Raw genomic sequence first — 26,946 nt, forward strand, 5'->3', positions numbered from 1 at the left:
ACTCTGGCGCGGTGGTACCCCGGTTGTGCCAGTCTTGGGCGCATGACCGCGCAGTCCGACGCCATCGCCAAGATCAAGACCGGCTACACCTTCGACACCCCGTCCATCGACCTCGGCGTGCTGATGGCCGACGGGACGCCGCAGACCGACGTGCGGGTGCGGCTGTCGCTGTCGATGCTGAACCGGCACGGCCTGGTCGCCGGCGCCACCGGCACCGGGAAGACCCGCACGCTCCAGCTGCTGGCCGAGCAGATCTCCGCGGCCGGGGTCGCGGTGTTCGCCGCCGACATCAAGGGGGACCTGTCCGGCATCGCGATCCCGGGGACGCCGAGCGAGAAGCTCCTGGCCCGCACCCAGAAGATCGGCCAGGACTGGCAGCCCGTCGGCTGCCCGACCGAGTTCTACGCGCTCGGCGGCCAGGGCGCCGGCATCCCGCTGCGGGCCACCGTGTCGTCGTTCGGCCCGATCCTGCTGAGCAAGGTGCTGGGCCTCAACGAGACCCAGGAGTCCAGCCTCGGCCTGGTGTTCCACTACGCCGACACCGCCGGCCTCCCGCTGCTCGACCTGGCCGACCTCCGGCAGGTGCTGCAGTACCTCACCGGCGACGAGGGCAAGGCGGAGCTCAAGGAGATCGGCGGGCTGTCGGCCGCCACGGCCGGCGTGATCCTGCGCAGCCTGGTGACCCTCCAGACCCAGGGCGCGGACGAGTTCTTCGGCGAGCCCGAGTTCGACACCCGCGACCTGCTGCGCACGGCCGCCGACGGCCACGGCGTGATCTCCCTGCTGGAGCTGCCGAACCTCCAGGACCGCCCGGCGATCTTCTCCACCTTCCTGATGTGGCTGCTGGCCGACCTGTTCCACGACCTGCCGGAGGTCGGCGACCTCGACCAGCCGAAGCTGGTGTTCTTCTTCGACGAGGCGCACCTGCTGTTCAACGGCGCGTCCAAGGCGTTCCTCGACGCCATCGCGCAGACCGTCCGGCTGATCCGCTCCAAGGGGATCGGGATCTTCTTCGTCACGCAGTCGCCGACCGACGTTCCCGACCAGGTGCTCGCCCAGCTGGGCTCCCGGGTGCAGCACCAGCTGCGTGCCCACACCCCCAAGGACGCGAAGGCGCTGAAGGCCACCGTGGACACCTACCCGACCAGCCAGTACGACCTGGCAGAGACCCTCCAGTCGCTCGGCATCGGCGAGGCGATCGTCACCGTGCTGAACCCCGACGGCGCCCCGACCCCGGTGGCGTGGACACGGATGCTCGCCCCGCGCGCCTCCATGGAGCCGATGCCGGCGGACTGGCTGGCCAACGGCGTGGCGTCCTCTGCCATGCAGGCCAAGTACGGCCAGGACATCAACCGCGACTCCGCCTACGAGATGCTGGCCCGCCGGCTGGAGGCGGGCGCGGCCAGGGCGCAGGCCGAGGCCGACGCACAGGCGCGCGCCAGGGAGGAGGCCGCCGACCAGCGCGAGGCGGAGCGCGAGCGCGCGCCGCGTTCGACGTCCTCGCGGCGCGCCCCGAAGTCCGGAGTGGAGAAGGTGCTCGGCTCGGCCACCTTCTGGAACCAGGTCATCCGCGTCGGCGGACAGGTCGTCCGCACGATGTGGGGCACCGCCCGCCGCTGAGCCCTCCGGGGATCAGCCGGTCAGGTCGTCGAGCGGAACGGACGGGTCGGCGAGGCGGTCGGCGGCGACCACCGTCCGGGCGCGGATGAGCCGCTGGACGGCGTCCATCGTGCCCCAGACGTTGACGTGCAGGCCGGCGAGCACGCGGACACCGGACCCCTCCGGCGCGACCCAGAACGCCATGAACTCCGGAGCCGACTCATCGCCCCGCAGCACCAGCTCTGCGTCCGTGCCCCGCGGCACGTGGCCCGCGTACTCCAGCCCGGCCTCGTACTGGTCGGAGAAGAAGAACGGCACCGGGTCGTAGGCCACCGTCGCACCGGCCATCGACCGGCCCGCGGCGAACCCGCCGTCGTGCGCGTTGGCCCAGTGCTCGACCCGCACCGGCCCGCCGAGGAGGCGGCTGCGCCAGCGGGCGACGTCACCGGCCGCCCACACCCCGTCCAGGCTGGTCCGCAGCGCGGCGTCGGTGAGGACGCCGTCGTCGACGTCGGCACCGGCGGCCTCCGCCAGCTCGGTGCGCGGACGGATGCCGACGCCGACGACCACGATCCGCGCGGGCAGCGTCTCGCCTGCCGAGGTGACCACCCCGGTGACCGCGTCCTCACCGGTGAACGACGCCACCCCCGTGCCGAGGCGGAACTCCACCCCGTGGCTGCCGTGCCACCGGGCGAACCAGCCGCCGATATGGGTGCCCATCACGGCCTCCAGCGGCGCTGACCGTGGTTCCACGACGGTCACCGCGCACCCGTGGGCGCGGGCGGCCGCGGCGACCTCCAGCCCGATCCACCCCGCGCCGACGACCACCACGTCGCCCCCGTCGCGCAGGCGCTCCCGCAGCGCGAGCGCGTCGTCGAGCGTGCGCAGGTGGTGGACGCCGGGCAGGTCAGCGCCGGGCACGTCCAGCCGCCGGACCGCAGAGCCGGTGGCCAGCAGCGCGCGGTCCCAGGACAGCACGGTGCCGCCGGCCAGCGTGGCGGTGCGCGCCGACGCGTCGAGGGCGGCCACCGGGTCGCCCAGCACCAGGTCGACCCGCTGGTCGGCGTACCACTGCGGATCGTGGGGGAAGGCCGCGCCCTCCCCGGCGGTGTCGAGGAGGAGGTCCTTCGACAGCGGCGGGCGCTCGTAGGGCAGGTGGTCCTCCTCGGTCACCAGAAGGATCTCGCCGTCCGCGTCCTGCTCGCGGATGCCCTCCACCGCCCGTGCGGCGGCCAGGCCGCCACCGACGATCAGGTACCGGGTGCGCTCTGTCTCGCTCATGACCCCACAGTGCGCGCCCGACACGCGCCGCGTCGATACCAGCTTCGACCCAGCGCGCCGCGGCGCCGTGGTGGGTAGGCGTCCCTGGAGGGCCGCGGGACCGGGCCCGTACTAGCCTTCCCCCGTGACCAGCGAATCCCCCGGACCGTCCGCCCGTCCCGGACTGAGGGTCGGCCACGTGCCCGGCGTCACCCTGACCAAGTGGCGGCGCACCTGGGCCGAGCGCCTGCCCGGCGTCCCGCTGGAGGTCGCCGAGGTCACCGAGGCCGACCAGCGCGCGGCCCTGGATGACGGGCGCGTCGACATGTGCTTCGCCCGGTTGCCGCTCGACAGCGCAGGGCTGCACGTCATCCGCCTGTACGACGAGGTGGCGGTGGTCGTCGCGCAGAAGGACCACCCCTTCGCCGAGCGGGAGGAGGTGGCGCTGGAGGACCTGTCCGCGGAGACGCTGGTGACCGGGGACGCGGAGGCGAGCGCCACCGAGCGGGTCTCCTGGGGCGCCGGGGTCGCCGTGATGCCCCACTCGATCGCCCGCTCGCAGAGCCGCAGCGACCTCGTCTTCCGGCCCGTCACCGACGCCGAGCCGACGACCGTCGTGCTGGCCTGGCGGGTGGACACCCCCGACGAGCTCGTCCAGGAGTTCGTCGGCATCGTCCGGGGACGCACGGCGAACAGCTCACGGACCGCGGCGGAGCGGGCGAGCCGGCCCGCTCCGGCCCCGGAACCGCGCAGGGAACGTCCCGCGAAGGCCCCGCGGCGCGGCGGCGGGCCGCAGCGCGGGCGCGGGCGTCGCCGCTGAGCCGCTCGGTTCAGGCGTAGCGGCCGGAGTGGAGCACCGCCTGGTACTGGGCGCGCTCGTAGGCCGAGGAGTCCTCGACGGAGGCGGCGCTCATCGAGCCCCGCAACTGCGTCACCCCGGTGTACTCGTGGGCCGTCATCCAGCGCTCGGCCTCGGCGAGCATGACCGCGACCGCCTCCGGCCCCCGCCGCAGGATCGCGGACGCCGTGCAGGCCACGTCCGCACCCACCAGCAGCGCCTTGATGATCTCGGAGCCGGAGTGGACGCCGGAGGTGCAGGCCAGGCCCACCTCGGGGAGCTGACCGCGCAGGATGCCCAGCCAGCGCAGGGCGATCCGCTGGTCGTCCGGCTCGGACAGGTCGGCCCGGGCCAGCAGGGACAACCGCTCCAGGTCGAGGTCCGGGGCGTAGAACCGGTTGAACAGCACGAGGCCGTCCGCCCCGGCGTCCACCGCGAGGGAGGCGAACTTCGACATGGCCGAGTAGTAGGGCGACAGCTTCACCGCCAGCGGGATGTCGACCGCGATCTTGACGGCCTCGATCGCGGCCAGGTGCGCGAGCTCGACGTCGGCCGCGCCGACCGACGGGTCGGCGGCCATCGTGTACAGGTTCAGCTCGAGCGCGTCGGCCCCGGCGTCGGCGAGCTGGGAGGCGTAACGCTGCCACGAGCCGGGACGGGTGGCGTTGAGGCTGGCGATCACCGGGATCCGCAGCTGCTCCTTCGCGCGCCGCACCAGGTTGACGTGGGCACCCGCGCCGAGGTCGGGCTGCTCGAGCTCGGGCAGCGGGCTGCCGGAGAACTCGGCGAAGTCCTCGCCGGCGTCCATCAGGTCGGCGAGCTGGCTCTCCTCGGCCAGCACCTCCTCCTCGAACAGCGAGGGCAGCACGACCGCGGACGCACCGGCCGCCTCCAGCGCGAGCAGCGAGTCCAGCCGGCCCGTCATCGGCGACGCCGAGGCCATCAGGGGACCCGAGAGCGGCAGCCCGAGGTAGCTGGTCGAGAGATCGGGCCTCATGGTTCCTCCTTGGGGGCGGGCAACCCACGTTCCATACCCGCCAGTTGCGAGTAATAGTGCCAGCGTTCGTCGGCGTCCGCCTGTGCGAGTTGTGCCAATTCCTCCGCGCGTGTCGGGTTCGCCCTCGCCAGCATCGCGAATCTCGCCTCGCTCTGCATGAAATCGCGGACCGGCAGGCTCGGCGCCCGGCTGTCCAGGTGGAGGGGACGGCCGTCCCCGCCCGGCCGGAACCGGTACAGCGGCCAGTACCCGCTCGCGACCGCCTCCGCCTGGTGGCTCATCGAGGTGGCCATGTCGATGCCGTGGGCGATGCAGGTCGAGTAGGCGATGAGCAGGGACGGGCCGGGCCAGGCCTGCGCCTCCAGCATCGCCCGGACGGCCTGCTGCTGGTTGGCGCCGATCGCCAGCTGGGCGACGTAGACGTCGCCGTAGGCCTGCGCGAGCACGCCGAGGTCCTTCTTGGCCGTGCCCTTGCCCGCGGTGGCGAACTTCGCCGTCGCGCCCCTCGGGCTGGCCTTGGACGCCTGCCCGCCGGTGTTGGAGTAGACCTCGGTGTCGAGCACGAGGATGTTCACGTTGCGGCCGCTGCCGAGCACGTGGTCCAGCCCGCCGTAGCCGATGTCGTACGCCCAGCCGTCGCCGCCGATGATCCACACCGACTTGTCGACGAGCTCGTCGGCCAGCGAGAGCAGCCGGCGGGCCGCGTCGTCGGTCGCGACGTGACCGGCGAGCACAGCCTTGAGGCGCGCGACGCGTTCGCGCTGGGCGGCGATGCCGGCCTCGTCGGCCTGGTCGGCGGCCAGCAGGGCGTCCGCCAGCTCGGCGCCGACCTGGGCACGCAGGACGCCGAGCAGCCGGCGGGCCTCCGCGGACTGGAGGTCCTGGGCGATGCGCATGCCCAGACCGAACTCGGCGTTGTCCTCGAACAGGGAGTTCGACCAGGCGGGGCCCCGGCCGTCCGCGTTCGTGGTGTAGGGGGTGGTGGGCAGGTTCCCGCCGAAGATCGAGGAGCACCCGGTGGCGTTGGCGATGATCATCCGGTCGCCGAACAGCTGGGTGAGCGTCTTGATGTAGGGCGTCTCTCCGCAACCGGAACAGGCCAGGGAGAACTCGAACAGCGGCTGGAGCTGCGCCACCCCCTTGACCTGGTCGGCGCGCACCTCGGTGCGGTCGGCCTCGGGCAGCCCGAGGAAGAACTCGAAGTTCGCCCGCTCGGCGTCGCGGTGGTCGCGCGCCGGCGCCATGTCGAGCGACTTGTGCTTGTGCTCGCTCTTGGAACGGGCCGGGCAGATGTCGGAGCAGATCCCGCACCCCGTGCAGTCGTCCGGCGCCACCTGCACCACGAGCCGCCGACCCGGGTGGGCGCGATCCTTGTACTCCTTGTGCAGGAAGCCCTCGGGGGCGCCGGCCAGGTCGACGGGGTCGGCCAGCTTGATCCGGATCGCGGTGTGCGGGCACACCACGGCGCACTTGCCGCAGTCGATGCACAGGGACGGGTCCCACACCGGCAACTCGGCGGCGATGCCGCGCTTCTCCCACTTCGCGGTGCCCGTCGGCCACGCGCCGTCCACGGGAAGGGCGCTGACCGGCAGCAGGTCGCCCTGCCCGTGCAGCATCGCCCCGGTGACGCGCCGGACGACGTCCCCGGCGGCCTCGGGCAACGGCGGCAACCGGTGCTCCGTGCTGGTGGGGCGCAGCGCGGCCGGCAGCGGGCGCAACGCGGCGATCGCGGCGTCCACGGCGGCGAAGTTGCGCTCCACGACCGTGCGGCCCCGCCGGCCGTAGGTCTTCTCGACCGACTCCTTGATGGCGGCGACGGCCTCGTCGGCCGGCAGCACCCCGGAGAGGTAGAAGAAGCAGGGCTGCATCACCGTGTTGATCCGCCGACCCAGGCCGGCCGCCTTCGCCACCGCCTCCGCGTCGATCACCCAGGTGCGCAGCCGCTTCTCCGCGATCTCGGCCTGGACCTCGACCGGCAGGTGGTCCCAGGTGTCCTCACCGTGGGGCGAGTTCAGCAGCAGGGTGGCGCCGGGCCGGGCCACGTCCACGGTCTTCATCGTGCGCAGCAGGTCGAACTGGTGGACGGCGACGAAGTCCGCCCGGTCGACGAGGTAGGTGGCCCGGACCGGCGTCCGGCCGAACCGCAGGTGCGAGACGGTCACCGCACCGGACTTGCGGGAGTCGTAGACGAAGTACCCCTGGGCGAAGTTGTCCGGTTGCTCGCCGATGATCTTCACCGAGTTCTTCGCGGCCCCCACGGTGCCGTCCGAGCCGAGGCCGAAGAACACCGCGGACAGGTGGTCCTCCGGCACCCGGAACGCGTGGTCTGGCGTGAGCGAGAGGTGCGTCACGTCGTCGACGATGCCGACCGTGAACCGCGGACGGGGCTCCGCTGCGGCCAGCTCGTCGAAGACGGCCTTAGCCATCTGCGGGGTGAACTCCTTCGACGACAGCCCGTAGCGGCCCCCGATCACGCGGGGACCCGGACGGCGCGACAGCGCGACGAGCACGTCCGCGTGCAGCGGCTCGGCGGGGGCGCCCACCTCCTTGGTGCGGTCGAGCACCGCGATGGCGCGGACGGTCGGCGGCAGCGCGGCCAGGAACGCCTCCACCGGGAACGGCCGGAACAGCCGGACGGTGACCAGCCCGACCTTCTCCCCACGGCGCACGAGCTCGTCGACGGTCTCGCCCAGGCAACCGGCGGCCGAGCCCATCACCACCACCACGCGCTCCGCGTCCGGGGCACCGGCGTAGTCGACCAGCCCGTAGCGGCGCCCGGTGCGCGCGGACAGCTCGTCGAACACGTCCGCCACCACCGCCGGCACGGCGTCGTGGAAGGGGTTGGCCGCCTCCGCGGCCTGGAAGAAGGTGTCGGGGTTCTCCGCGACGCCGCGGATGACCGGCGCGTCCGGGGTGAGCCCGCGTGCCCGGTGGGCCAGGACGTCCTCCTCGCGCACCAGCGCGCGCAGGTCGGCCTCGGCCAGCACCTGGACGCTGTTCACCTCGTGGCTGGTGCGGAACCCGTCGAAGAAGTGCAGGAAGGGGACGCGGGTGCGCAGGGTCGCCGCGTGCGCGACGAGGGCGAAGTCGTGGGCCTCCTGCACGCTGGACGCGCACAGCATCGCCCAGCCGGTGGTGCGTGCCGCCATCACGTCGGAGTGGTCGCCGAAGATGCTCAGCGCGTGGGTGGCCAGCGTGCGCGCGGCGACGTGGATGACCGCAGGGGTGAGCTCCCCGGCGATCTTGAACATGTTGGGCAGCATCAGCAGCAGGCCCTGGGACGCGGTGAACGTGGCGCCCAGCGTCCCCTTGGTGACCGCGCCGTGGAGGGCTCCGGCCGCTCCCGCCTCGGACTGGAGCTCGACCACGTCGGGCACCGTCCCCCACAGGTTGGGCCGGCCCGCGGCCGACCAGGCGTCCGCGGACTCCCCCATCGCCGAGGACGGCGTGATCGGGTAGATCGCGAGCACCTCGCTCAGGGCGTGCGCGACCCTGGCCGCCGCCTCGTTGCCGTCCAGCGTCTCCCAGCGTGTCACCGGCCCATTGTCGCCGGTCACAGGGGCTGGCGACCGACGGTCCCGACGATCCCCGCACGGTAGGCGTCACTGCTGAACTTGTCGTACTCGGCCTGGGCCGCCTCGATCCGCTTCGGCACGTCGAGGCGCACGGACGGCTCCTCGTTCCCCGGTGTGGTGATGAACTTCTGCAGCGCCTCCAGGCCGGCCTGCGCGCGGGAGGCCGCGGCGGCCTGCTTGGCGTCCAGGCGGGCCGCGTACCAGTCGGAGGCGAGGATGGCCTCGCGCTCGAACAGCGCCCGGAACTCCGGCGAGTGCAGCGTCCAGCCCTCCGCGGAGGCGCCGTGGGCCATGATCTCCAGCAGCGCACGCACCGGCGGGATCGCCAGGTCCACCGTGCCGTCGTCGAAGTACGACCGCGCCACCCGCTCGTGGGTGGCGATGATCGTGGCCACGGACTCGGCGTAGACGTCGGCGTCCTGGAGCTCCGGCCGCAGCATCTCCTCGGTGAACACCGCGTGCGGGTGCAGGAAGATCCGGCCGAAGTACTTCCGCGAGAACGCCTGCGTCATGCGGTAGCCCAGCCGGCTGGCCAGCACCTGGGTGCCGTTGTGCTCGAAGTCCTCGATCCGCTCCAGGGCGCCCTCGGCGATCAGCGCTGCGGCGCTGCGCTCGGCAGGGGTCATCCGCGAGAACACCTCCGGCACCAGCATCGAGATGTCGTGGTCGACGCGCACGTGCGGCCCGACGTACCCCGCGCACGACACCCAGCCGTCGTACCCGGTGAGGGCGAACGACAGCAGCGCGGCGTTCAGGTCGAGCACGGCCGGCATCGCGTTGAACGGGCCCTTGGTCATCGCACCCTCCGAGCCCGCGCCCGTCGTGGAGGGCGACTTGCCGGTCATCGAGGAGATGAACTCCGCGAACAGCTCCGGCAGCTCCATGTAGTGCAACGGGTTGTACGAGCACAACGGCGGGACGGGGCCGTCCGGCGGGTTGTTCCGGCGGCCGGCGGCGACGACGTCGACCGGCAGCGGCAGCGGGCTGCCCGCGGGCAGCCGCCGGACGAGGTGGCCGGCCAGGTCGGCCACGGCCGTCGCGGCCGCGTTCGTCCGGTCGGGGCGCTTCTGCAGGTAGCGCGGGTTCTTGCTGGGCTTCCCGTCCACCAGGCGCGGGTTGGCCGAGCACACGAAGTAGTTCGGCGAGCGCCCGTCCGGGCTGTCGGCGAAGGTGCTGACGAGGCTGCGCATCGGCTCGGTGAACTGGCTGAAGGCCACCGCGTCGTCGCGCATCTCGCGGGCGTCGTCCCTTGTCAGCGGCTGGAAGTTGGACAGGAACGTGCCGCGGGCTGCGATGTCGGCCTCCGCCTGCTTGTCGTAGCCGCGGTGGATCGCGTCGTCCGGGCGCTGGAAGAGGAGGTTCTCGCAGTTCTCCACCAGCTTGTAGGAGCGGTCCTCGTCGAGCCCGAGCATGTGGCCGCCGATCACCACCGACGCGGTGATGTCGTCCTCGGTCTGCACCTTCACCGCCGGGTTGAAGTCGTGGCGCAGGCCGAACAACCGCCAGGAGCCGTCCGCGTCGAACCCGACGCGGAGCATGTTCACCATGATCTTCTCGCCGTCCAGGCGCAGGTTGATGCCGCGGCGGCCGTTGATGATGCCCACGGTGAAATGGCTGCGCCAGTCGCCGCCCCACTCGGGACGGTAGAAGCGCTTCACCACGAAGACGAGCTCCTTGACGTGCTGCGGGATGGAGTCCAGCCAGGCGTTGAACTCCGCGGTGTACTCGGTCGCGGACGGGGTGAGCAGCTTGATCACGCTGCCGATCGAGCGGTCGTCGGAAAGGATCGGGCGCTGGTCGCGGCCGCGCTCGCCCGGGTCGGCGAACCGGTCGGAGAAGTCGCGGGCGAGGATCTCCGCGACCGCGTCCATGTCGGCGTCGTAGTCGGGGGAGTAGGCGTTGCCGAAGATGAAGGCGTCGGTGATCGCCTTCGAGATCTCCGACTTCCCGCCGCCGGACACCGTGGCCGGCTTGTGGCAGTGGGTGGCCGTCGCGACCGTGCCGACCAGGCTCCACTGGGTGCGGTCGGACGCCTGCTGCACCATCCGCACCTGGTAGCCCGACGGCGTGAGGTAGGTCCTGTCCGCGCGCAGGCGGATCGAGCCGGCCGAGCCGTCGGGGTTCGTCCACGCGACGGTGAGGGTGCGCAGCGAGAAGGTCGGGCCGTCCGGCACGACGATGATGTGCGGCTGCTCCAGATCGGTGGCGTGCCCCTCCGGCTGGGGCACGAACCGCTGAGGGTCGCGCTCGACGACGGCCTGCACGGTGTAGTCCTCGCCCGCCGGTGAGACGGTGTACTCCTGGCCGAGGTTGTAGCTGGGGTAGACCAGGGCACCGCCGGCGTGCTCCTCCTCCGCGTTGCCGAAGAGGTTGGCCGAGTAGCTGACCTGGGTCTTCACCTCCTTCTTGCAGTAGCCGAAGTAGTTGTCCGCGATCACCGTGACGATGACGCCCCGCTCGTCGCGCGCGCATGCCTTGAACGCCTGGCCGCCGTTGTAGCACTCGTCCTCGTGCTCCCAGCACATGCCGTCGCGGCGCTGGCGCGCGGTCGCCTCGCTCACGTGCGGCAGGCCCAAGGACTTCTTGGTGACCCGGGTCAGGTGCGGGGCGAGGATGACCGCGCCGGTGTGGCCCGTCCAGGTCTCGGGCGCGAGCGAGGCGTCGTTCTCGGGCAGGTACGGGTCGCCGCCGTTGCCGAAGATGCCCTCGACGAAGTCGAGGTTGGCCACCAGGCCGCCCGGCACGATGAAGCGGGTCTCCATCCGCTTCTCGCGCACCCAGCCGGGCACGGCCGGGGCGACGAGCGGACGCAGCTGGAGCGAGACGAAGCACGCCGCCGGCCTCGCCTGGTTGGCGGTGTAGGGCAGCACCATGTCGACCTCGGGCGGCTGGAAGGCGAGGTCGAGCAGGCGCGCGAAGACCGCCTTCGGCACCGCGAGCTTGTCGTCGGGGATGGGCAGCCCGCCCTCGGCGATGTGGAACACGCCCGCGGTCGTGCGGCGGTCGTTGGCCGGGTTGTGCAGCACGCCGTTCGCCAGCCGGTAGCTGGTGAGCAGCGGCGAGGAGTAGACGTCGGAGTCCGAGGGCAGCGACAGGGCGCGCGCCAGGCCGGGCTCGTCCAGCACGAAGGTCCGCCGGGGCAGCTTCGGCGACAGGCCGGTGTCGGCCAGGTAGTCGTCCAGCCAGTTCTGGATGCGGGCGTCCGCGGCGCACAACCGGTCGGCCAGCCGGCGGCTCAGCTCCCGCTGGCGGGCCAGGATCGGCGCAACCAGCTTCGCCGTCGCCGAGTCCTGGACCTCCGTGGGCGTGGGCAGTCCGAGCTGGGCGAGGCGGAGGTAGATGGCGGCGTGTTCGATGTGGGCCATGCCCCTATTCTCGACGGCCCGGCCCGCGCCGTCCCGCGGGTCTCGCCGCTGCCGTGCCGACTTGACGCACCGGGACGCGCCTTCCTGCTCCCCGGGATGTCGAATTCCGTACGCGTTGTGCCCGGCGGCCGGTACCCTCGCCACATGGTTCAGGCATTGGACCAGGTCTGGGTAGGGGTGGCCGAAATCGGCCTGGGCCTGGTTTTCTGTTTCATCGGGCACTCCGCCGCCAGGGTTGTCCTCGCGGTCTGGGGCGCGCTCGTCGGGTTCTTCGCCGGGAGCCTGCTCTACGTCGTGCTGCTGCCCAGGGTCGAGGGCCAGGTGTTCGCCGCCGTCCCGTGGTGGGCGTACGCGATCGGGATGGCCCTGCTCCTGGCCTGGCTGTCCTTCGCCTTCTACGCCGTCGGCGTGCTCATCTCGATGGGGGCGGTCGGCTGGGCGCTGGGGCAGTTCCTCTCGGCCACCTTCAACATGCCCTCGTGGATGACGTTCGGGATGGGCCTGGTGGTCGCGGCCGGACTGGTCATGGTCGGCTGGACGCTCAACCTGCCCAAGGTGCTGCTCGTCGTCCTGACCGCCGTCGTCGGGGCGGGCGCGATCCTGGACGGCGTCCAGTCGCTGATAGGCCAGCGGCTGGACTGGTTCAGCCAGATGGGCTGGAAGACCGACCCGACGATCCACGCGGCGTGGACGGTCGCCTTCGTCGTGCTCGCGGGTGCGGGCATGTTCGTGCAATTCCGCCAGCAGTCGGAGGACAACCTGCGCGACGCGTACAAGCGCGCCTGACGCCCGCTGCCGACCCCCTAGGATCGGCGCCATGCTGATCGTGACCACGAACGACGTGCCGGGGTACCGGATCGAGGCCGTGCTGGGGGAGGTCATGGGGATGACCGTCCGCAGCGCCAACATCGGCGCGAACATCATCGCCGGCTTCCGGGCCATCGGTGGCGGAGAGGTCGACGAGTACACCCGCCTCGTCTACGAGAGCCGGCAGCAGGTCATGCAGCGGATGTGGCAGGACGCCGTGTCACGCGGCGCGAACGCCATCGTGATGATGCGCTTCGACACCGGCGAGATCGGCCAGGCCTTCTCGGAGGTGTGCGCCTACGGGACGGCGGTCGTGGTCGAGCCGATCCCCCAGGGCCAGCCGGGCGCGACCAGGCAGTCGGCCGGCGTCGCCGCCCAGGCCGCGCAGCGCTGAGCCCGCGACCGCCTGCTCAGCCCTTGGCCTTGGGCCCCTCCGGCGGCGGCAGCTTGCGCCGGAAGGTTGCGGACTCCCCCGGCTCGGCCGGCGGCGCGTCACCACGCCGGATGTCGAGGAAGCCCTTCACGCCGCGGTAGGTCGCGACGACGCCCATGCCGATGATCGCCCAGTCGAGCAGGCTGAAGTCGCCGGTCGTCCCGCTGGTCGTCATCAGGAAGTAGATCCCGGCGATGATCGCCAGGGGTCCCACGACCACGTACATCCATGCCTGCCGCTTCGGATCCTCCACGCGCGCAGCCTAGCCGCTCGGGAGCCCCCGGCCCACGCCGGGCGGGCGTCCTCAGCCGACGACGAGCCTGGCCCGCAGCGCGGCGAGCTCATCGGCGCTGAGCCCCACGCCGCGCGTCAGGTAACGGTGCACCGAGCCGTAGCGATGGCGGGCGGTCGCCAGCCCGGCCTCGAGGTAGGAGGCGCGGAGCCGTTCGAGCTCCTTCACCACCCCGGCCCGCCGGCTGCCGGACGCGGCGCGCGCGGCGTCCACCTTCCGCTGGATCTCGGCTGCCCGGTAGGTGTTCGAGAGCAGGTACTGCTCGACGATCGTGTCGGTGGGCACCCCCGCGACGACCTGGAGCATGGCCGACACCCAGCCGGTGCGGTCCTTGCCGTGGGTGCAGTGGATCACCACCGGGCCGTCGGCGGCGATGATCGCGCGCAGCACGCGGGCCAGCGCGCGACGCTGGGCCGCCACCGTGACGAACCGCCGGTTCATCTCCCGCATGTGGGCCCGCGCCTGCGCGGCGGTGCGCAGCCCGGACGTGCTCAGCGACCGGCCGGCGAAGAGGTCCATGAGCACGTACTCCGCCCCGGGCACGGGGACGTCGGGCGATCCGGCCGCCACGCGGGGAGTGCGCAGGTCGAGGATCGCGGTGATCCCGGCGGCCTCCAGCGCCGCGACGTCGTCCGCGGTCAGGCCGGAGAGCTTCGAGGACCGGTAGACCACGCCCGTGGCCATCTGCCCCCCGCCCCTCAGGGCCAGGCCGTCGCCGGCGACGTCGCGGAAGTTGCTCGCGCCGACGATCGGGATCGTGCCCGCGGCGGCGGGATCGGCCAGCGGCCGGGGGGCGAGGGCCACAGCGGAGGGGACGGGGCCGAGCAGCCCGGCGAGGAGGGCCAGGACCAGCAGCCACCAGGAGCGCTTCACGCGAGAACGATACGCTCCGGAGGCCCGTCGCGGTGGGGATGGCGTCCGGACGGGACCTGATTGGGGTACCGGGGTCGGGACCGGCCATGATGGGAGGCCGTACACCGAGGAGGAGACCCCCATGCCCCGCGCGATCGTGATCCGCCGAGCCGAGCCCGCCGACGGCACAGAGCTGATGAACACCGCAGCGGTGGAGGAGCTCCCCGAGCCGGGGCCCGAGGCCGGCCCGGTGCTGGTCGACGTCGCCTTCTCCGGGATCAACTACAAGGACGCCCTCGCACTCACCGGCCGACCCGGGGTGGTCCGCCGCACGCCCCTGGTCGCCGGCATCGACCTCGTGGGCACCGTGCGGGCCTCCGAGGACGTCCGGTGGGCGGCGGGCGACACCGTGGTGCTCAACGGGACCGGGCTGTCGGAGACCGTCGACGGCGGGCTCGCAGAGGTCGCCCGCGTGGCGGCGGGGAACCTCGTCCGGCTGCCGGAGGGGCTCACGCCCGCGCGCGCCGCGGCGCTCGGCACGGCGGGCTACACCGCGGCGCTCTGCGTCCTGCGCCTGGAGGATGCGGGCCTGGCGACCACGCCCGAGCAGCCGGTCCTCGTCACCGGCGCCACCGGAGGCGTCGGCTCGATCGCCATCGCGCTGCTGGCCGCGGCCGGGCACCACGTGGCCGCGCTCACCGGACGGGCCGACCGCTACGGGGACTACCTCCGCGGGCTGGGGGCCACCAGCCTGGTGGCACGGGCGGAGCTGGAGGGCCCGGGCCGTCCGCTCCAGTCGCAGCGCTGGTCCGCGGCCGTCGACTCCGTGGGCGGGGAGGTGCTCGCCAACGTGCTGTCCCAGACCCGCTACGGCGGGACGGTGACGGCGTGCGGCCTCGCGGGCTCGGCCTCCCTGCCCGCGAGCGTCGTGCCGTTCATCCTGCGGGCGGTCACCCTCGCCGGGGTGGACTCGGTCTCGGCGTCCCTGCCGGCGCGGGAGGCAGCCTGGGCGCGCCTGGCCCGCGACATCGACCCGGCGCTGCTCGACGCACTCACCGAGACCGTCCCGCTCACCGGGGCGATCGACGCCGCCGGCCGGCTGCTGGCCGGGCGCACGCACGGCCGGATCGTGGTCGACGTCCGCGCCTGAGCGGGGGCACGCGCAAAGCCTGCGCCACCGGGTCGGGATCGCATAACCTGTCGCTGAGTCGGGAGGTGCGGTGATCCGGTCGAGCGTCGCCAGCGGCCACACGCTGCGCAGCCTGCGACTGCTGCTCGAGGCGTACGCCGCCTCGGAACTGCCGGAGTGGGACGCGTTCGCGCGGACGATGCACAGCGTGCACCTCGACCCCGGCGACGTGCTCTTCTCCGCCGGCGAGCGCCACCCGTACGTGTACTACCTCGAGGAGGGCCTGCTGAAGGCCCTGATGACCAACGCGCGCGGCCGCACGATCATCCCCTTCTTCTCCGAGGAGGGCGAGATCTTCGCCTCGATGCCGGCGCTCGCGCCGGAGGGCGTCCGGCTGGTCGCCGCCCGGCACCTGCACCCGAGGGCGGAGGAGCTCGGCGCGGCACTGGCCGGGGTGACCATCCACACGATGGTGGCGATCGAGCCGACCCTCGTCCACCGGTTCGACGTGCGGATCATCGACCGCCTGGCCGGCCGGCACCCCTCCTGGTCCCGGATGAGCAACGCCGTCACGACGCTGTACGCGATCAGCCTCCAGGCCGACGCCGCGGCCCTGCGCAACTCCGCCGAGCAGCGCTACCGGGACCTCCTCGCCAACCACCCGGACCTGATCGCGCGGATCAGCCGGCGGGAGCTCGCCTGCTTCCTCAACGTCACCGACGTGGCGCTGGGACGCATCGCCAAGCGCGTGGAGGCCGGAGCCGTCGAGTCGGACTGACCCGCGTCCACAGGCGCTTTCGGCGGCGAGAGCTGCCGGGGGGTGAAAGGACTGACCAAAGGGGAAGGCCCTGGTGCACCATCCGCTGCACCAACACCTTCGCCACCTCTCGACGGCGACCCCGGAGGGTACGAGGCTGTTCCACGGAAGCAGGTCGCTCCTGGTTCCAGCGCAGTGATAGGTCGCACCGGGCGCAACCCCTCGCACCCGGGTCGTCTCCCCCTAGGACGGCACGCGGCGGCACGACCCATAGCAGTCGGATGAGTACCCCCCGCTCATGGGCCCCTGAGGCCGGGATCACCACCCTCCCTGATCCCGGCCTTCACTGCCCAACCAGCCAGGAGGCCGGCCGCCACCAGCCTCCCCCGGCCGCAGGAGCGGCCCCCGGAGCACCCGCGCAGCGGTCTGTGTACCAATCGATTGACCAAGCAACTGACCAACTCGCCCCGCACGGCGCGCGCCGCGACCGCCGGTGTGAGAGGGTCGCCGCGGAGGATGCCGCGGTCCCGCACCGCGCGTTCCCCCACCGTGTTCGGAAAGGCCGATTCCGCCCGGCCTGACCTCGCTTGGGGTTCCCGCCAGAACACCGGTGGCGCACTGGCCGGCGTGCCGAATTGGGAGGCAGCCGACCTGAAAAGGCCGGAGTCACCCTGGACCCCTGTGACTCCGGCCTTGCCACGACCGCCGGCCGGTGCCGGCGCTCGTCCCGGTGCTGGGACCGCTTCCATCCTGTGCGAGACTCCTCGGGTGCGCGCGTACCGGGAGATCCTCAGCATCCCGGGTGCGCTGAAGTTCTGCGCCGCGGGCCTCCTCGCCCGTTCGGGCGGGGCGATGATGGGCCTGGGGATCGTGCTGATGGTCTCCTCCCTCTACGGCAGCTACGGGCTGGCCGGGGCACTGGTGGCGGCGAACGCCGTCTCCTGGGCCGTGGGGACCGCCGTGTTGTCCAACCTCGTCGACCGGTACGGCCAGCGCCGCGTGATGTACCCCGCCACCGTGGTCTCCGCGGCGACGCTCGCCGTGCTGGTGGTGCTCGCCGTGCTCCAGTTGCCGGCGTGGACGCTGTTCGCGCCCGCCATCGTCAGCGGCGCGACGGGCGGCTCTCCCGGCGCCCTCGTCCGGGCCCGCTGGACGCACGTCACCTCCGACCCGACCCAGCTGCACGCGGCCTTCTCGCTGGAGTCGACGCTGGACGAGCTCACCTTCGTCGTCGGTCCGGTGCTGGCCACCGCCCTGTCGACGGGGGTGCACCCGGCCGCCGGCCTCGTCGCGCCGGTCGTCCTCTCGCTGATCGGCGCCCGCCTGTTCTACGCCCAGCGCAGTACCGAGCCGCCCGTCGCCCCCGCCCCTGAGCCCGGCGAGGCCAGGCCGGCGGCGCTGCGGCGGTTCATCCTGCTCACCCCCGGCGTCGCGGCCGTGGTCGCCGTGAACCTGCTGATCGGCTGCGTCTTCGGTGCCATCGACGTCAGCGTCGTCGCCGCCACGACCGACTGGGGCGTCCGGTCGGCCTCGGGCATCGTGCTGGCGGTGTTCTCGGCCGCTTCGGGAGCTGCGGGCCTGTTCTACGGGGCACGCCACTGGCACTCGCCGTTGCACGGACGCTTCGTCGTGGGCGTCGTCGCCCTGTTCGTCTCGACGGTCGGGCTGTTCGTCGCCAGCTCCGTGCTGCTGCTCACCGGTGTCGGCGTACTCGTCGGGCTCACCGTCGCGCCGACCCTGATCAACGGCAACACCCTCATCGGACGGCTGGTGCTGCGCGAGCGGCTGACCGAGGGGCTGGCCTGGATGGGCACGGGCATCGGCATCGGGGCGGCGACCGGCTCGAGCCTCGCCGGTGGCCTGATCGACGGCCACGGCTACGCCGTCGGCTTCGCCACCGTGACCGCCTTCGCCGCGCTGGCCGCGGTGATCGCCCTCGCCTCGTGGGCGTCCGTCCGTCGGGCCGAGGGCCTGGTGGCGGCGACCGACGCCCCCGACAGCGACCGGGACACCGTCTTCGAATAACGCGGTTCATGCCCCCGGGGGTTTGTTCTGGGGAGAGAATGGTGTCTCGTGCTGCGGTGGCACACCTGCCCATTGACGGATCAGGGGCGCTCCGGCGGCCGAGCCCGACTCAAGGAAGAGTGTGCATGTCCGCGAATACCGTCCGCTTCCCCGGCGTCCCCGACGTGATCAACGGCAACGGGGCCGTCGCCTATGTCATGAAGCACGTCTGTGGCGGGGTGATCGGCTACCCGATCACCCCGTCCACCGAGATCTCCGAGATCTTCGAGGCCGCCCGCGCCGACGGCCAGCTCAACGTCTGGGGTCGCCACCCCTTCTTCGTCGAGACCGAGGGTGAGCACTCCGCCCAGAGCGGCGCCCTCGGTGCCGCTCTGGTCGGCGGCAACTTCATCTCGAACGCCTCCTCCAGCCAGGGGATCCTGTACGGCCTCGAGTCGCACTACGTGACCGTGGGCAAGAAGATCGGCGGCTTCGTGCTGCAGGTGGCCGCGCGCGTGGTCACCAAGCACTCGCTCAACGTGATGGCTGGCCACGACGACGTGTACGCCCTCCTGCCGACGGGCTACACCATCATGTTCGGCTCCAACGCGCAGGAGGCCGCCGACCTCGCGGCCATCTCCTACCGCACCGCTTCGCTGTCGCTGATCCCCGTGGCCAACGCCATGGACGGCTTCGCCACCAGCCACGTGATGGGCGAGGCCCTGCTGCCCGAGCCCGAACTGCTGCGCACCTACCTCGGCGACCCCGCCGGACGGATCCCGTGCCCCACCGTCGCCCAGGAACTGCTCTTCGGCGCCAAGGGCCGGGTGTTCCAGCTCCAGCGCTATCTCGACCGGCACGCCGACGACTTCCCCGCCGACGACCTGGCCGCCCTCCGCGGCTGGCTGTCCGCCCGCGGCCCGCGGGTCGAGGCCGACAACGACGGCGAGCTGGTCGAGCAGACCCTCGACCACGTGCCCGCCCCGCTCCAGGCGCAGTGGCGCCGGCAGTGGCTCAACGCGTGGCCGGCGGGCACCCGCCAGCTCGTCCCCGCCCTCGTCGACCCGCACAACCCGGGCCTCACCGGGCCGGTGCAGAACCAGCCCGACTTCCAGGCGGGGTCGGCCGACCACCGCACCCACTTCGCCAGCGCCGTGCCCGCCCTGGCGCGCCAGGCGATGGCCGAGTACACCGCCCTCACCGGACGCGAGTACGCCCCGGTGATCGCCTACGACTGCGAGGACGCCGACTACGTGATGGTCGGCCTCGGCTCGATCACCGACGACGTCCGCGCCGTCCTGCCGCACCTGCGCGCCCAGGGGCTCAAGGTCGGCGTGGTGTCGGTCAAGCTCCTCCAGCCGTTCCCGGAGGCCGAACTCGTCGCGGCGCTCGGCAACGCGCGGGCCGTCACCGTGCTGGAGCGGTCCGACGACACCGCGCTCACCCGCCTGGTCACCCAGGCCCTGTTCAAGGCCCGCGCCAACGCCGAGGCCGGCGACGACACCCGCTACCCGGGCATCCCCGGCATGGCGGCACTGCCCGCGATGACCACCGCGATCTTCGGCCTCGGCGGCCACGACATCCAGCCGCGCTACCTGGTGTCCGCCTTCGAGAACATGGCCTCGGCGCAGCCGACCCCGCTGGTGTACCTCGGCTCGCAGTTCTTCACCGCGAACCCCACCCCCGCGGTGGCGGCGATCCAGTCACGGCTGCGCGCGGCGTACCCCGAGACCGAGCTGATGGCGCTGGAGACCCGGCCGAACCCGGCGATCCTCCCCGACGGCGCCCTGCGCATCCGCTTCCACTCTGTGGGCGGCTACGGCACGGTCGCCACCGGCAAGCTGCTCACCGACGTGCTGTCGTCGATGCTCGGCATGCACTCGAAGTCGGCGCCCAAGTACGGGTCGGAGAAGTCGGGGGCTGCGACCAACTACTACATCACCCTCTCCCCCGAGCCGATCCTGCTCACCAACGCCGAGCTCGAGGACGTCGAGGTCGTGGTGGCCCCCGACCACCAGGTGTTCTCCCACACCAACCCGCTCAAGGGCCTCGTCGAGGGCGGCACCCTGATCATGCAGTCCGACCGGGAGCCGCTCGAGGTCTGGCGGACGCTGCCAGCCTTCGCCCGGAGGGTGATCCGCGAGCGCCGGATCCGCTTCCTGGTCGTGGACGCCTTCGCGATCGCCCGGGCCCACGCGCCGAACCCCGAGCTCGAGACCCGCATGATGGGCATCGCCTTCATCGGCGCCATCCTGGGCCACGTCACCGGGGCCCGTGACGCCGCAGCGGTCGAGGCCGAGGTGCGGGCAGAGCTGGCCAAGAAATTCGGCCGGCGGGGCGAGACGGTCATCGAGGCCAACATGGCGGTCGTCCGCGAGGGCATGAAGGCCTTCGTCGTCGAGTACGACGACCCGGCCTTCGCCGCCGTGGAGGCCGACCCGGTGCTCGCCGGCGTCCGCGCCTCGCTGTCGGCGGCGATGACGCCGACCGTCGACCGGGAGCGCACCAGCGCGCTGTTCGACCCGGCCTACTACGAGGAGATGATGGCCCGACCGTTCCGGGAGGGCACCATCGACGAGGCCCCGGTGCTGCCCGGCACCGGCCTGTTCATGCCCGTGGGCACGGGCGCGGCCAAGAACAAGGGCATCTTCCGGCGGACGGTGCCGGTCTTCGACGCCTCCGCCTGCACGGCGTGCATGGAGTGCGCGCTGGCCTGCCCGGACAACGCGATCCCCAACACCGGCCACGAGATCTCCGACCTGCTCGGTGCCGCCATCGACGCCACCGACCTCACCGAGGCCGACCGGGCCTCGTGGTACGGGCTGGTGCCGGACTGGGCGGCCGGCGTCCGCGCGGGGTTCCGGGCGGTGCCGGCGACCACCGACCTGGCCGCCGTCGCCCGCGAGGCCGCGTCCGTGCTGCCGGAGGAGAAGGCCGCCCAGCTCGACGCCGTGCTGACCGCCCTTGCCGCCTTCCCGGTGGCGCGGACGCGCCCGCTGTTCGACGCGGCGGAGAAGCAGGAGCCGGGCAGCGGGGTACTGTTCTCCGCGGTCGTCGACCCCTGGAAGTGCACCGGGTGCCTGCAGTGCATCGAGGTGTGCGGGCCGGACGCCCTGTCCACCGCCGACCAGGACGACGTGCTGTTGTCGATGCTGGAGACCCGGTTCGAGCGGCTCACGAAGCTGCCCGACTCGCCGGCACGCCTCACCGCCGACGCCACCGCACCGGGCGGCGACATCAAGCGGATCCTGCTCAACCGCTCCGACTACTACTCGATGACCGGCGGCCACGGCGCGTGCCGGGGCTGCGGCGAGGTGACCGCCATCCACCTGCTCAACTCCCTCAGCCACCGCATCGGCGAGGACCGGCGGCAGGCGCACCTGCGCGAGCTGGACGAGATCCTCGACCGGCTCGGCACCCTGCGCGAACGGCTGCCGGAGGGTCCGCGCAGGGAGCGCGTCGGCGCAACGATGGCCGAGCTCGAGCGCCGGCTCTACCTCTACGAGTCCGGTCCGACCGGGGACGGGCCGTCGTCGACGGTGATGGCGAACTCGACCGGGTGCTCCAGCGTGTACGCCTCGACCGTGCCGTTCTCGCCGTACCTCGACCCGTGGGTGAACGGGCTGTTCCAGGACGCGCAACCGCTGGCCGTCGGCATGTACGAGGGCCTGGCGTCCGGACTGGTCGGCGAGATCCGCGCGCTGCGGATCGCCCAGCTCGAGCTGGACGGTGCGTACGACAGCGAACTACACGACGCCCAGCTGGCCACGTTGTCCTGGCGTGACTTCACCCCTGCCGAGCGGTCGCTGATCCCGGTGGTGCTCACCATCAGCGGCGACGGCGCGGCGTTCGACATCGGCTTCGGCGCCCTCTCGCGGGTGCTCGCCGGCGGCACGCCGATCAAGTCGCTCGTGCTCGACACCGGTGGCTACTCCAACACCGGCGGCCAGGCCTCCACTGCGAGCTTCGCCGGCCAGGATGCTGACCTCGCCCGCCACGGGAGCGCCCACGCGGGCAAGCAGGAGCGCCGCAAGGAGCTCGGCCTGCTGGCCGCGTTCCACCCCGGGGTGTACGCCTGCGCGACCGCGACGGCGTTCCACGGCCACTACCTGCGCGCCACCGCCGACCTGCTCGCGTACAACGACGGGGCTGCGCTGATGATCGCCTACGCGCCCTGCGACACCGAGAACGGCATGCCCGAGGACCTCGCCAACGCGCGGTCGCGGCTCGCCGTCGAGAGCCGCATGCACCCGCTGTTCGTCCACGACCCGCGGCGCGGCGACACCATCGCCGAGCGGTTCAGCCTCGACGGCAACCCCGAGCCGGAGGGGCTGTGGGCGGAGACGACCCTCACCTACCGCGACGACCGGGGGCGGCTCCAGCTGCTCACCGTGCCGCTGACCCCGGCCGACTTCGCCATCGGCGAGGTGCGTTTCGCCAAGCAGTTCCGCTGGCTGGCCAACTACGAGGAGGCGGGCGCCGTGCCCATCGCCGAGTACGTCGACCTGCCGGTGCACCAGCGGGCGGGCCGCACGCCCTTCGTCTACACCACCGACCGCAAGCGACGGCTGGTGAAGATGGCCTGCTCGCCCACGATCGTCGCCCTCGTCGAGGACCGTCGCCAGAACTGGCGGACGCTGCAGTTCCTCGCCGGCCAGTCCGAGGCCCTGCTCTCGGCGCAGCACCGCTCCGAGCTCGGTGAGTGGACGGCCCGGTACAGCGACGCCCTCGCCTCCCGCGAGAACGCCCTCGACACCATCGCCAAGGCGATGGCGGACCTGGCCACCGCGAGCGGGGCGCCGGCCGGCGGCGCGCTGCACCTGGGACTCTTCGGAGCCCCGATGGCGGCGCCCGCCACCGAGGAGCCGGCCGCGACGGCCACCGCCGTCGGCGACCGTCCGATCTGGCTGGATGCGGCCGACCTGGCCAAGTGCAACGACTGCGCGACCTGCTACCAGGAGCTGCCATCGCTGTTCGAGAAGGCCACCATCGTGGTGGACGGGGCCTCGCGCACCGTCGGCAGGATGCGGCCGGACGCCCTCGAGGGCCTGGAGCTGACGGCGGACACCGTCGCGCGGATCACCCGGGTCAAGAACACCTGCGACGCGGAGATCATCCAGTGACCGGGCCGTCGTTCAGCAACCAGCTGGGCCTGCTGGAGCGCCGGCTCGTCGCCGACCCGCGGGCGTTCCGCGAGCTGTTCACCGCCGACGGCATGGAGGCCGTCGCGTGGGAGTTCCGCCAGGAGGAGCTCGGCGCGAAGTTCACCCGGCAGCTGTGGGAGGTGCTCAGCCGCGACGACGACTCCAGCCGGCTGCTGATGCGGTTCCTCTGGCAGCTCCCGCTGGGCAAGAAGCGGATGTTCGTACGGGCGCTCGACGAGCACCTGTCCGGGCGCTACCCGATGTTCTCCGGCCTCAGCGAGAACTGGCCGGCGGGCAATGCGATCAGCCCCTACATCCGCAAGCCGAGCGAGCGCAGCGAGGACTTCGAGCTCGTCAACAAGGGGTTCCTGGGCTACATGGACCTCGGCTTCACCCGTCGTGACGTCGAGCTGTTCGTGTGGCTGGAGGCGCTGCGCGACAAGCAGTGCGCCGAGGCGCCGTGCGAGCTCGGCGTCCTGCTGGCCGGGCACCGGGAGCCCCAGGGCGGCTGCCCCGTGCAGATCCACATCCCGAAGATGTTCGAGCTGATCGGCACCGGCCGGTTCCGCGAGGCGCTGGAGATGCTCGAGTCGTGCAACCCGCTGCCCAACGTCACGGGACGGGTCTGCCCGCAGGAACTCCAGTGCCAGGGCATGTGCATCCACAAGCAGTCGATGACCATCGGCCAGCTGGAGTGGTTCCTTCCCGAGTGGGAGAAGCTCGCCGACCCGCAGGCCACCACCCGCCGCTTCGCGGGCATCCGCGACCCGTGGGCGGCGGCCGTGCGTCCCCCGATCGCGATCGTCGGCTCGGGACCGTCCGGGCTGATCACCGCGTACCTCCTGGCCGCGGAGGGCTTCCCGGTCACCGTGTTCGAGGCGTTCCACGAACTGGGCGGTGTGTTGCGCTACGGCATCCCGGAGTTCCGGCTGCCGAACCAGCTCATCGACGACGTGGTGGAGAAGATCCGGCTGCTCGGCGGCCGGTTCGTGACCAACTTCGTGGTGGGCAAGACCGCGACGCTGGAGCAGCTCGCCGACGCCGGCTTCGCCCGGGTGTTCGTCGGCAGCGGCGCCGGGCTGCCGCGATTCCTGAACGTGCCCGGCGAGCACCTGCTGAACGTGATGAGCGCGAACGAGTTCCTCACCCGGGTCAACCTGATGCAGGGCCACCGCGGCGACCACGAGACGCCGCTGCCCACGGTGGCCGGCAAGCAGGTGCTGATCATCGGCGGCGGCAACACGGCGATGGACGCCGCGCGCACCGCCCGCCGGCTCGGCGGCCTCGTCACGATCGTCTACCGGCGGACGAGGGCGGAGATGCCGGCCCGCGTGGAGGAACTGGAGCACGCGCTGGAGGAGGGCATCGAACTCGCCGTCCTGCGTTCACCGGTGGAGTTCAGCGGGGACGAGACCGGGTTCGTCACCACGGCGACCGTCGAGGTGATGGGGCTCGGTGAGCCGGACGCGTCCGGGCGGCGCCGTCCGATCGCCACCGGCCGGACCGCGGAGATGCCCGCCGACCTGGTGATCATGGCGCTGGGCAACTCCGCGAACCCGATCATCAAGGACTCCGAGCCCCGCCTGACGGTCTCTGCGCAGGGCACGATCGAGCAGGTCGGCGACGGCTCGAAGGAGACCTCGCTGCCCGGCGTCTACACCGGTGGGGACGCCGCGCGCGGCGGTTCCACCGCCATCCGGGCTGCCGGGGACGGCCAGTCGGCCGCACGCGAGATCGTCCGCACCCTCGCCCGGTTCGAGGCGGAGGAGGTCACCGCGCGGGTGGCCCGCGCCCTGGCCTACACCGAGCTGGCCGGGGAGATCCCCGTGATCGTGGCCAAGCAGCACCTGAGCGTGGGCATCGAGGAGTTCACCGTCCGCGCACCGGTGGTGGCGCGCACCGCGCAGGCCGGGCAGTTCGTCCGCGTCCTGCCCTCGCCGGACGGGGAGCTGATCCCGCTCACCCTGGCCGACTGGGACGCCAAGGCGGGCACGATCACCCTGGTGGTGCAGAACATGGGCACCAGCACGATCCAGATCAACGCGATGCGGGTGGGCGAGGCGCTTGCCGGCGTGGCCGGGCCCCTGGGGCGTCCCAGCGACCTGCACCGCCACGCCGACGACGCCACCGTGGTCTTCACCGCCGGCGGGCTCGGCCTGCCCCCGGTGTACCCGATCATGCGTGAGCACCTGCGGCTGGGGAACCACGTGACGCTGATCTCCGGCTTCCGCAGCGCCGACCTGATGTTCTGGGACGGCCCCGAAGAGCGGATCGGGCGCATCAAGGCCGAGTTCGGCGACCAGCTCGAGGTGATCTACGCCACGAACGACGGCTCCGTCGGCGTCCAGGGGTTCGTCACCACCCCGCTGGAGGCCCTGCTCAACGCCGCCCGCGACGGGGCGGGCCGCCGCATCGCCGAGGTGGTGACGATCGGGCCGCCGATGATGATGCGGTCGGTCTCCGACCTCACCCGTCCCTACGACGTGCACTGCGTGGCGAGCCTGAACTCGATCATGGTGGACGCCACGGGCATGTGCGGCGCCTGCATGGTGCCGGTCACCGAGGACGGGAAGCTGGTGCGCAGGCACGCCTGCATCGACGGCCCGGAGATCGACGCCCACAGCATCGACTGGGACAAGTTCCTGCCCCGGTTCGGGCTGTTCCGCGCCCAGGAGCAGGAGAGCCGCTCGCGCCACGGGCTGTGACACCCGGCCCGGGCCACGGGGAGACCCGGCGTCCGGGCCCCCGGGCGCGGGCCGGGAGGCGCCGGGACGGGTGTCCGTGCGAAAGCGGGCGCCCGGCCCTCCCGGTCGGGGCCGGGATGTGGTGGAGTGGGCGCATGTTCGGAGCCGTGATCCATGCCGCAGGGGACGTCCGCTACGAGGAGCGCCCCGACCCCGTCATCCTCGAGCCGACGGACGCGGTGGTGCGCACCGTCGCGGCCTGCGTCTGCGGGTCGGACCTGTGGCGCTACCGGGGCCTCGCGCCCGTCCCGCGGCCGACGCCCATCGGCCATGAGTACTGCGGCGTCGTGGCCTCGGTCGGCGATGCGGTGACTTCGGTGAAGCCCGGCGACTTCGTCGTCGGCGGCTTCCTGCACTCCGACAACACCTGCCCGGTGTGCCGCAAGGGGGCCCACGCCAACTGCGTGAACGGCGGCGGCTACGCCGGGTGCCAGGCGGAGCTGATCCGGGTGCCGAACGCGGACGGGACCCTGGTCTCCACCCCCGAGATGCCCGATGACGACCTGATCCCGAGCATCCTCACGCTCTCCGACGTGATGTGCACGGGCTGGCACGCAGCGGTGATGGCCGGCGTCGGCCCGGGACGGAGCGTCGCGGTCGTCGGGGACGGTGCGGTCGGCCTCTGCGCGGTGCTCGCCGCCGTCCAGCTGGGGGCGGGGACGGTGATCGCGATGAGCCGTCACGCCGACCGCCAGCGGCTGGCCACCGAGTTCGGCGCCACCCACGTCGTCGAGGAGCGGGACGAGGCCGGCGCCGCCGCCGTCCGGGAGCTCACCGACGGGATCGGCGCCGACTGCGTCCTGGAGTGCGTCGGCACCGAGCAGGCCCGGCTCCAGGCCATCGCCTGCGTGCGCCCGGGCGGCGACATCGGCGTGGTGGGCCTGCCCCACGGCGAGCTGCCGAGCGCCGACCTGTTCTGGCGGAACGTCGGGGTGAAGGGTGGCCCCGCCCACGTCCGCGCCTACCTGCCGCAGCTTCTCGACCTCGTGCTCGCGCGCCGGATCAACCCCGGCCGGGTGTTCGACCTCGCGCTCCCCCTCTCGGAGGTCGCCGACGCCTACGCCGCCATGGACTCCCGCCGCGCCATCAAGGTCCTGCTGCGCCCCTGACCGTCCGCCGCACCACCCCCGCCCTCCGCCGAGGGCCAGCC

The 26,946-nt window shown here is 72.5% G+C and carries 16 protein-coding genes; 10 read left to right on the plus strand and 6 right to left on the minus strand.

Annotation, left to right across the window (positions count from 1 at the left end; genetic code table 11):
* Window positions 1–42: 42 nt before the first annotated feature.
* Entirely contained in the window at window positions 43–1,620 is a 1,578-nt protein-coding gene (locus tag ACFQQJ_RS16205; protein ID WP_377108131.1) for a helicase HerA-like domain-containing protein, read from the plus strand.
* A gap of 12 nt (window positions 1,621–1,632) precedes the next feature.
* Here the strand turns inward: ACFQQJ_RS16205 and ACFQQJ_RS16210 are convergent, their stop codons facing one another.
* Complete coding sequence (locus ACFQQJ_RS16210; protein ID WP_377108133.1) at window positions 1,633–2,880, minus strand: NAD(P)/FAD-dependent oxidoreductase; 1,248 nt, start codon at window positions 2,878–2,880, stop codon at window positions 1,633–1,635.
* A 124-nt stretch (window positions 2,881–3,004) separates the two neighbouring features.
* Between ACFQQJ_RS16210 and ACFQQJ_RS16215 the strand changes: the two genes are divergently transcribed.
* Window positions 3,005–3,679, plus strand: coding sequence for a LysR family substrate-binding domain-containing protein (locus ACFQQJ_RS16215; RefSeq protein ID WP_377108135.1), 675 nt, complete (start codon window positions 3,005–3,007; stop codon window positions 3,677–3,679).
* Between the two features lie 10 nt (window positions 3,680–3,689).
* Here the strand turns inward: ACFQQJ_RS16215 and ACFQQJ_RS16220 are convergent, their stop codons facing one another.
* The 3 genes from ACFQQJ_RS16220 to ACFQQJ_RS16230 are packed head-to-tail and all read right to left on the minus strand — an operon-like array spanning window position 3,690 to window position 11,634.
* Window positions 3,690–4,694: a dihydroorotate dehydrogenase-like protein gene (locus tag ACFQQJ_RS16220; protein ID WP_377108137.1), complete on the minus strand. Its 1,005-nt coding sequence runs from the start codon at window positions 4,692–4,694 to the stop codon at window positions 3,690–3,692.
* A complete protein-coding gene (nifJ, locus tag ACFQQJ_RS16225; protein WP_377108139.1) occupies window positions 4,691–8,230 on the minus strand; it encodes a pyruvate:ferredoxin (flavodoxin) oxidoreductase in 3,540 nt (1,179 codons plus the stop codon). The genes ACFQQJ_RS16220 and nifJ overlap by 4 nt, the downstream gene beginning before the upstream one ends.
* 17 nt (window positions 8,231–8,247) lie before the next feature.
* Window positions 8,248–11,634 carry a hypothetical protein gene (locus ACFQQJ_RS16230; protein WP_377108141.1) on the minus strand — a complete coding sequence of 1,129 codons (3,387 nt, stop codon included), beginning with the start codon at window positions 11,632–11,634 and terminating at the stop codon, window positions 8,248–8,250.
* Between the two features lie 144 nt (window positions 11,635–11,778).
* Here ACFQQJ_RS16230 and ACFQQJ_RS16235 point away from each other — a divergent pair, with 144 nt between their 5' ends.
* Window positions 11,779–12,420, plus strand: coding sequence for a DUF4203 domain-containing protein (locus ACFQQJ_RS16235; protein WP_377108143.1), 642 nt, complete (start codon window positions 11,779–11,781; stop codon window positions 12,418–12,420).
* A 31-nt stretch (window positions 12,421–12,451) separates the two neighbouring features.
* Window positions 12,452–12,835 carry a YbjQ family protein gene (locus ACFQQJ_RS16240; RefSeq protein WP_377108145.1) on the plus strand — a complete coding sequence of 128 codons (384 nt, stop codon included), beginning with the start codon at window positions 12,452–12,454 and terminating at the stop codon, window positions 12,833–12,835.
* Window positions 12,836–12,851: 16 nt separating this feature from the next.
* On the opposite strand, the gene ACFQQJ_RS16245 is transcribed toward ACFQQJ_RS16240, so the two are convergent.
* Entirely contained in the window at window positions 12,852–13,127 is a 276-nt protein-coding gene (locus tag ACFQQJ_RS16245) for a hypothetical protein (protein WP_377108146.1), read from the minus strand.
* Window positions 13,128–13,178: 51 nt separating this feature from the next.
* Window positions 13,179–14,039 carry a tyrosine-protein phosphatase gene (locus ACFQQJ_RS16250; protein WP_377108148.1) on the minus strand — a complete coding sequence of 287 codons (861 nt, stop codon included), beginning with the start codon at window positions 14,037–14,039 and terminating at the stop codon, window positions 13,179–13,181.
* Between the two features lie 121 nt (window positions 14,040–14,160).
* Here ACFQQJ_RS16250 and ACFQQJ_RS16255 point away from each other — a divergent pair, with 121 nt between their 5' ends.
* From ACFQQJ_RS16255 to ACFQQJ_RS16280, 6 genes are all read left to right on the plus strand, one after another.
* On the plus strand, window positions 14,161–15,168 hold the full coding sequence (locus ACFQQJ_RS16255) for an MDR family oxidoreductase (RefSeq protein WP_377108149.1): 1,008 nt from the start codon (window positions 14,161–14,163) through the stop codon (window positions 15,166–15,168).
* A gap of 70 nt (window positions 15,169–15,238) precedes the next feature.
* Window positions 15,239–15,925, plus strand: coding sequence for a Crp/Fnr family transcriptional regulator (locus tag ACFQQJ_RS16260; protein WP_377108150.1), 687 nt, complete (start codon window positions 15,239–15,241; stop codon window positions 15,923–15,925).
* Between the two features lie 747 nt (window positions 15,926–16,672).
* Window positions 16,673–17,929 (plus strand): MFS transporter, encoded by a 1,257-nt coding sequence (locus ACFQQJ_RS16265; protein WP_377108152.1) that lies wholly within the window; start codon window positions 16,673–16,675, stop codon window positions 17,927–17,929.
* A gap of 125 nt (window positions 17,930–18,054) precedes the next feature.
* A complete protein-coding gene (locus ACFQQJ_RS16270) occupies window positions 18,055–23,031 on the plus strand; it encodes a 2-oxoacid:acceptor oxidoreductase family protein (protein ID WP_377108154.1) in 4,977 nt (1,658 codons plus the stop codon).
* Window positions 23,028–25,757: a sulfide/dihydroorotate dehydrogenase-like FAD/NAD-binding protein gene (locus ACFQQJ_RS16275; RefSeq protein ID WP_377108155.1), complete on the plus strand. Its 2,730-nt coding sequence runs from the start codon at window positions 23,028–23,030 to the stop codon at window positions 25,755–25,757. The genes ACFQQJ_RS16270 and ACFQQJ_RS16275 overlap by 4 nt, the downstream gene beginning before the upstream one ends.
* 134 nt (window positions 25,758–25,891) lie before the next feature.
* A complete protein-coding gene (locus ACFQQJ_RS16280) occupies window positions 25,892–26,905 on the plus strand; it encodes a zinc-dependent alcohol dehydrogenase family protein (RefSeq protein WP_377108156.1) in 1,014 nt (337 codons plus the stop codon).
* Window positions 26,906–26,946: the final 41 nt, after the last annotated feature.

The sequence above is a fragment of the Propionicimonas sp. T2.31MG-18 genome (assembly GCF_964266745.1).
GTDB lineage: Bacteria > Actinomycetota > Actinomycetes > Propionibacteriales > Propionibacteriaceae > Propionicimonas.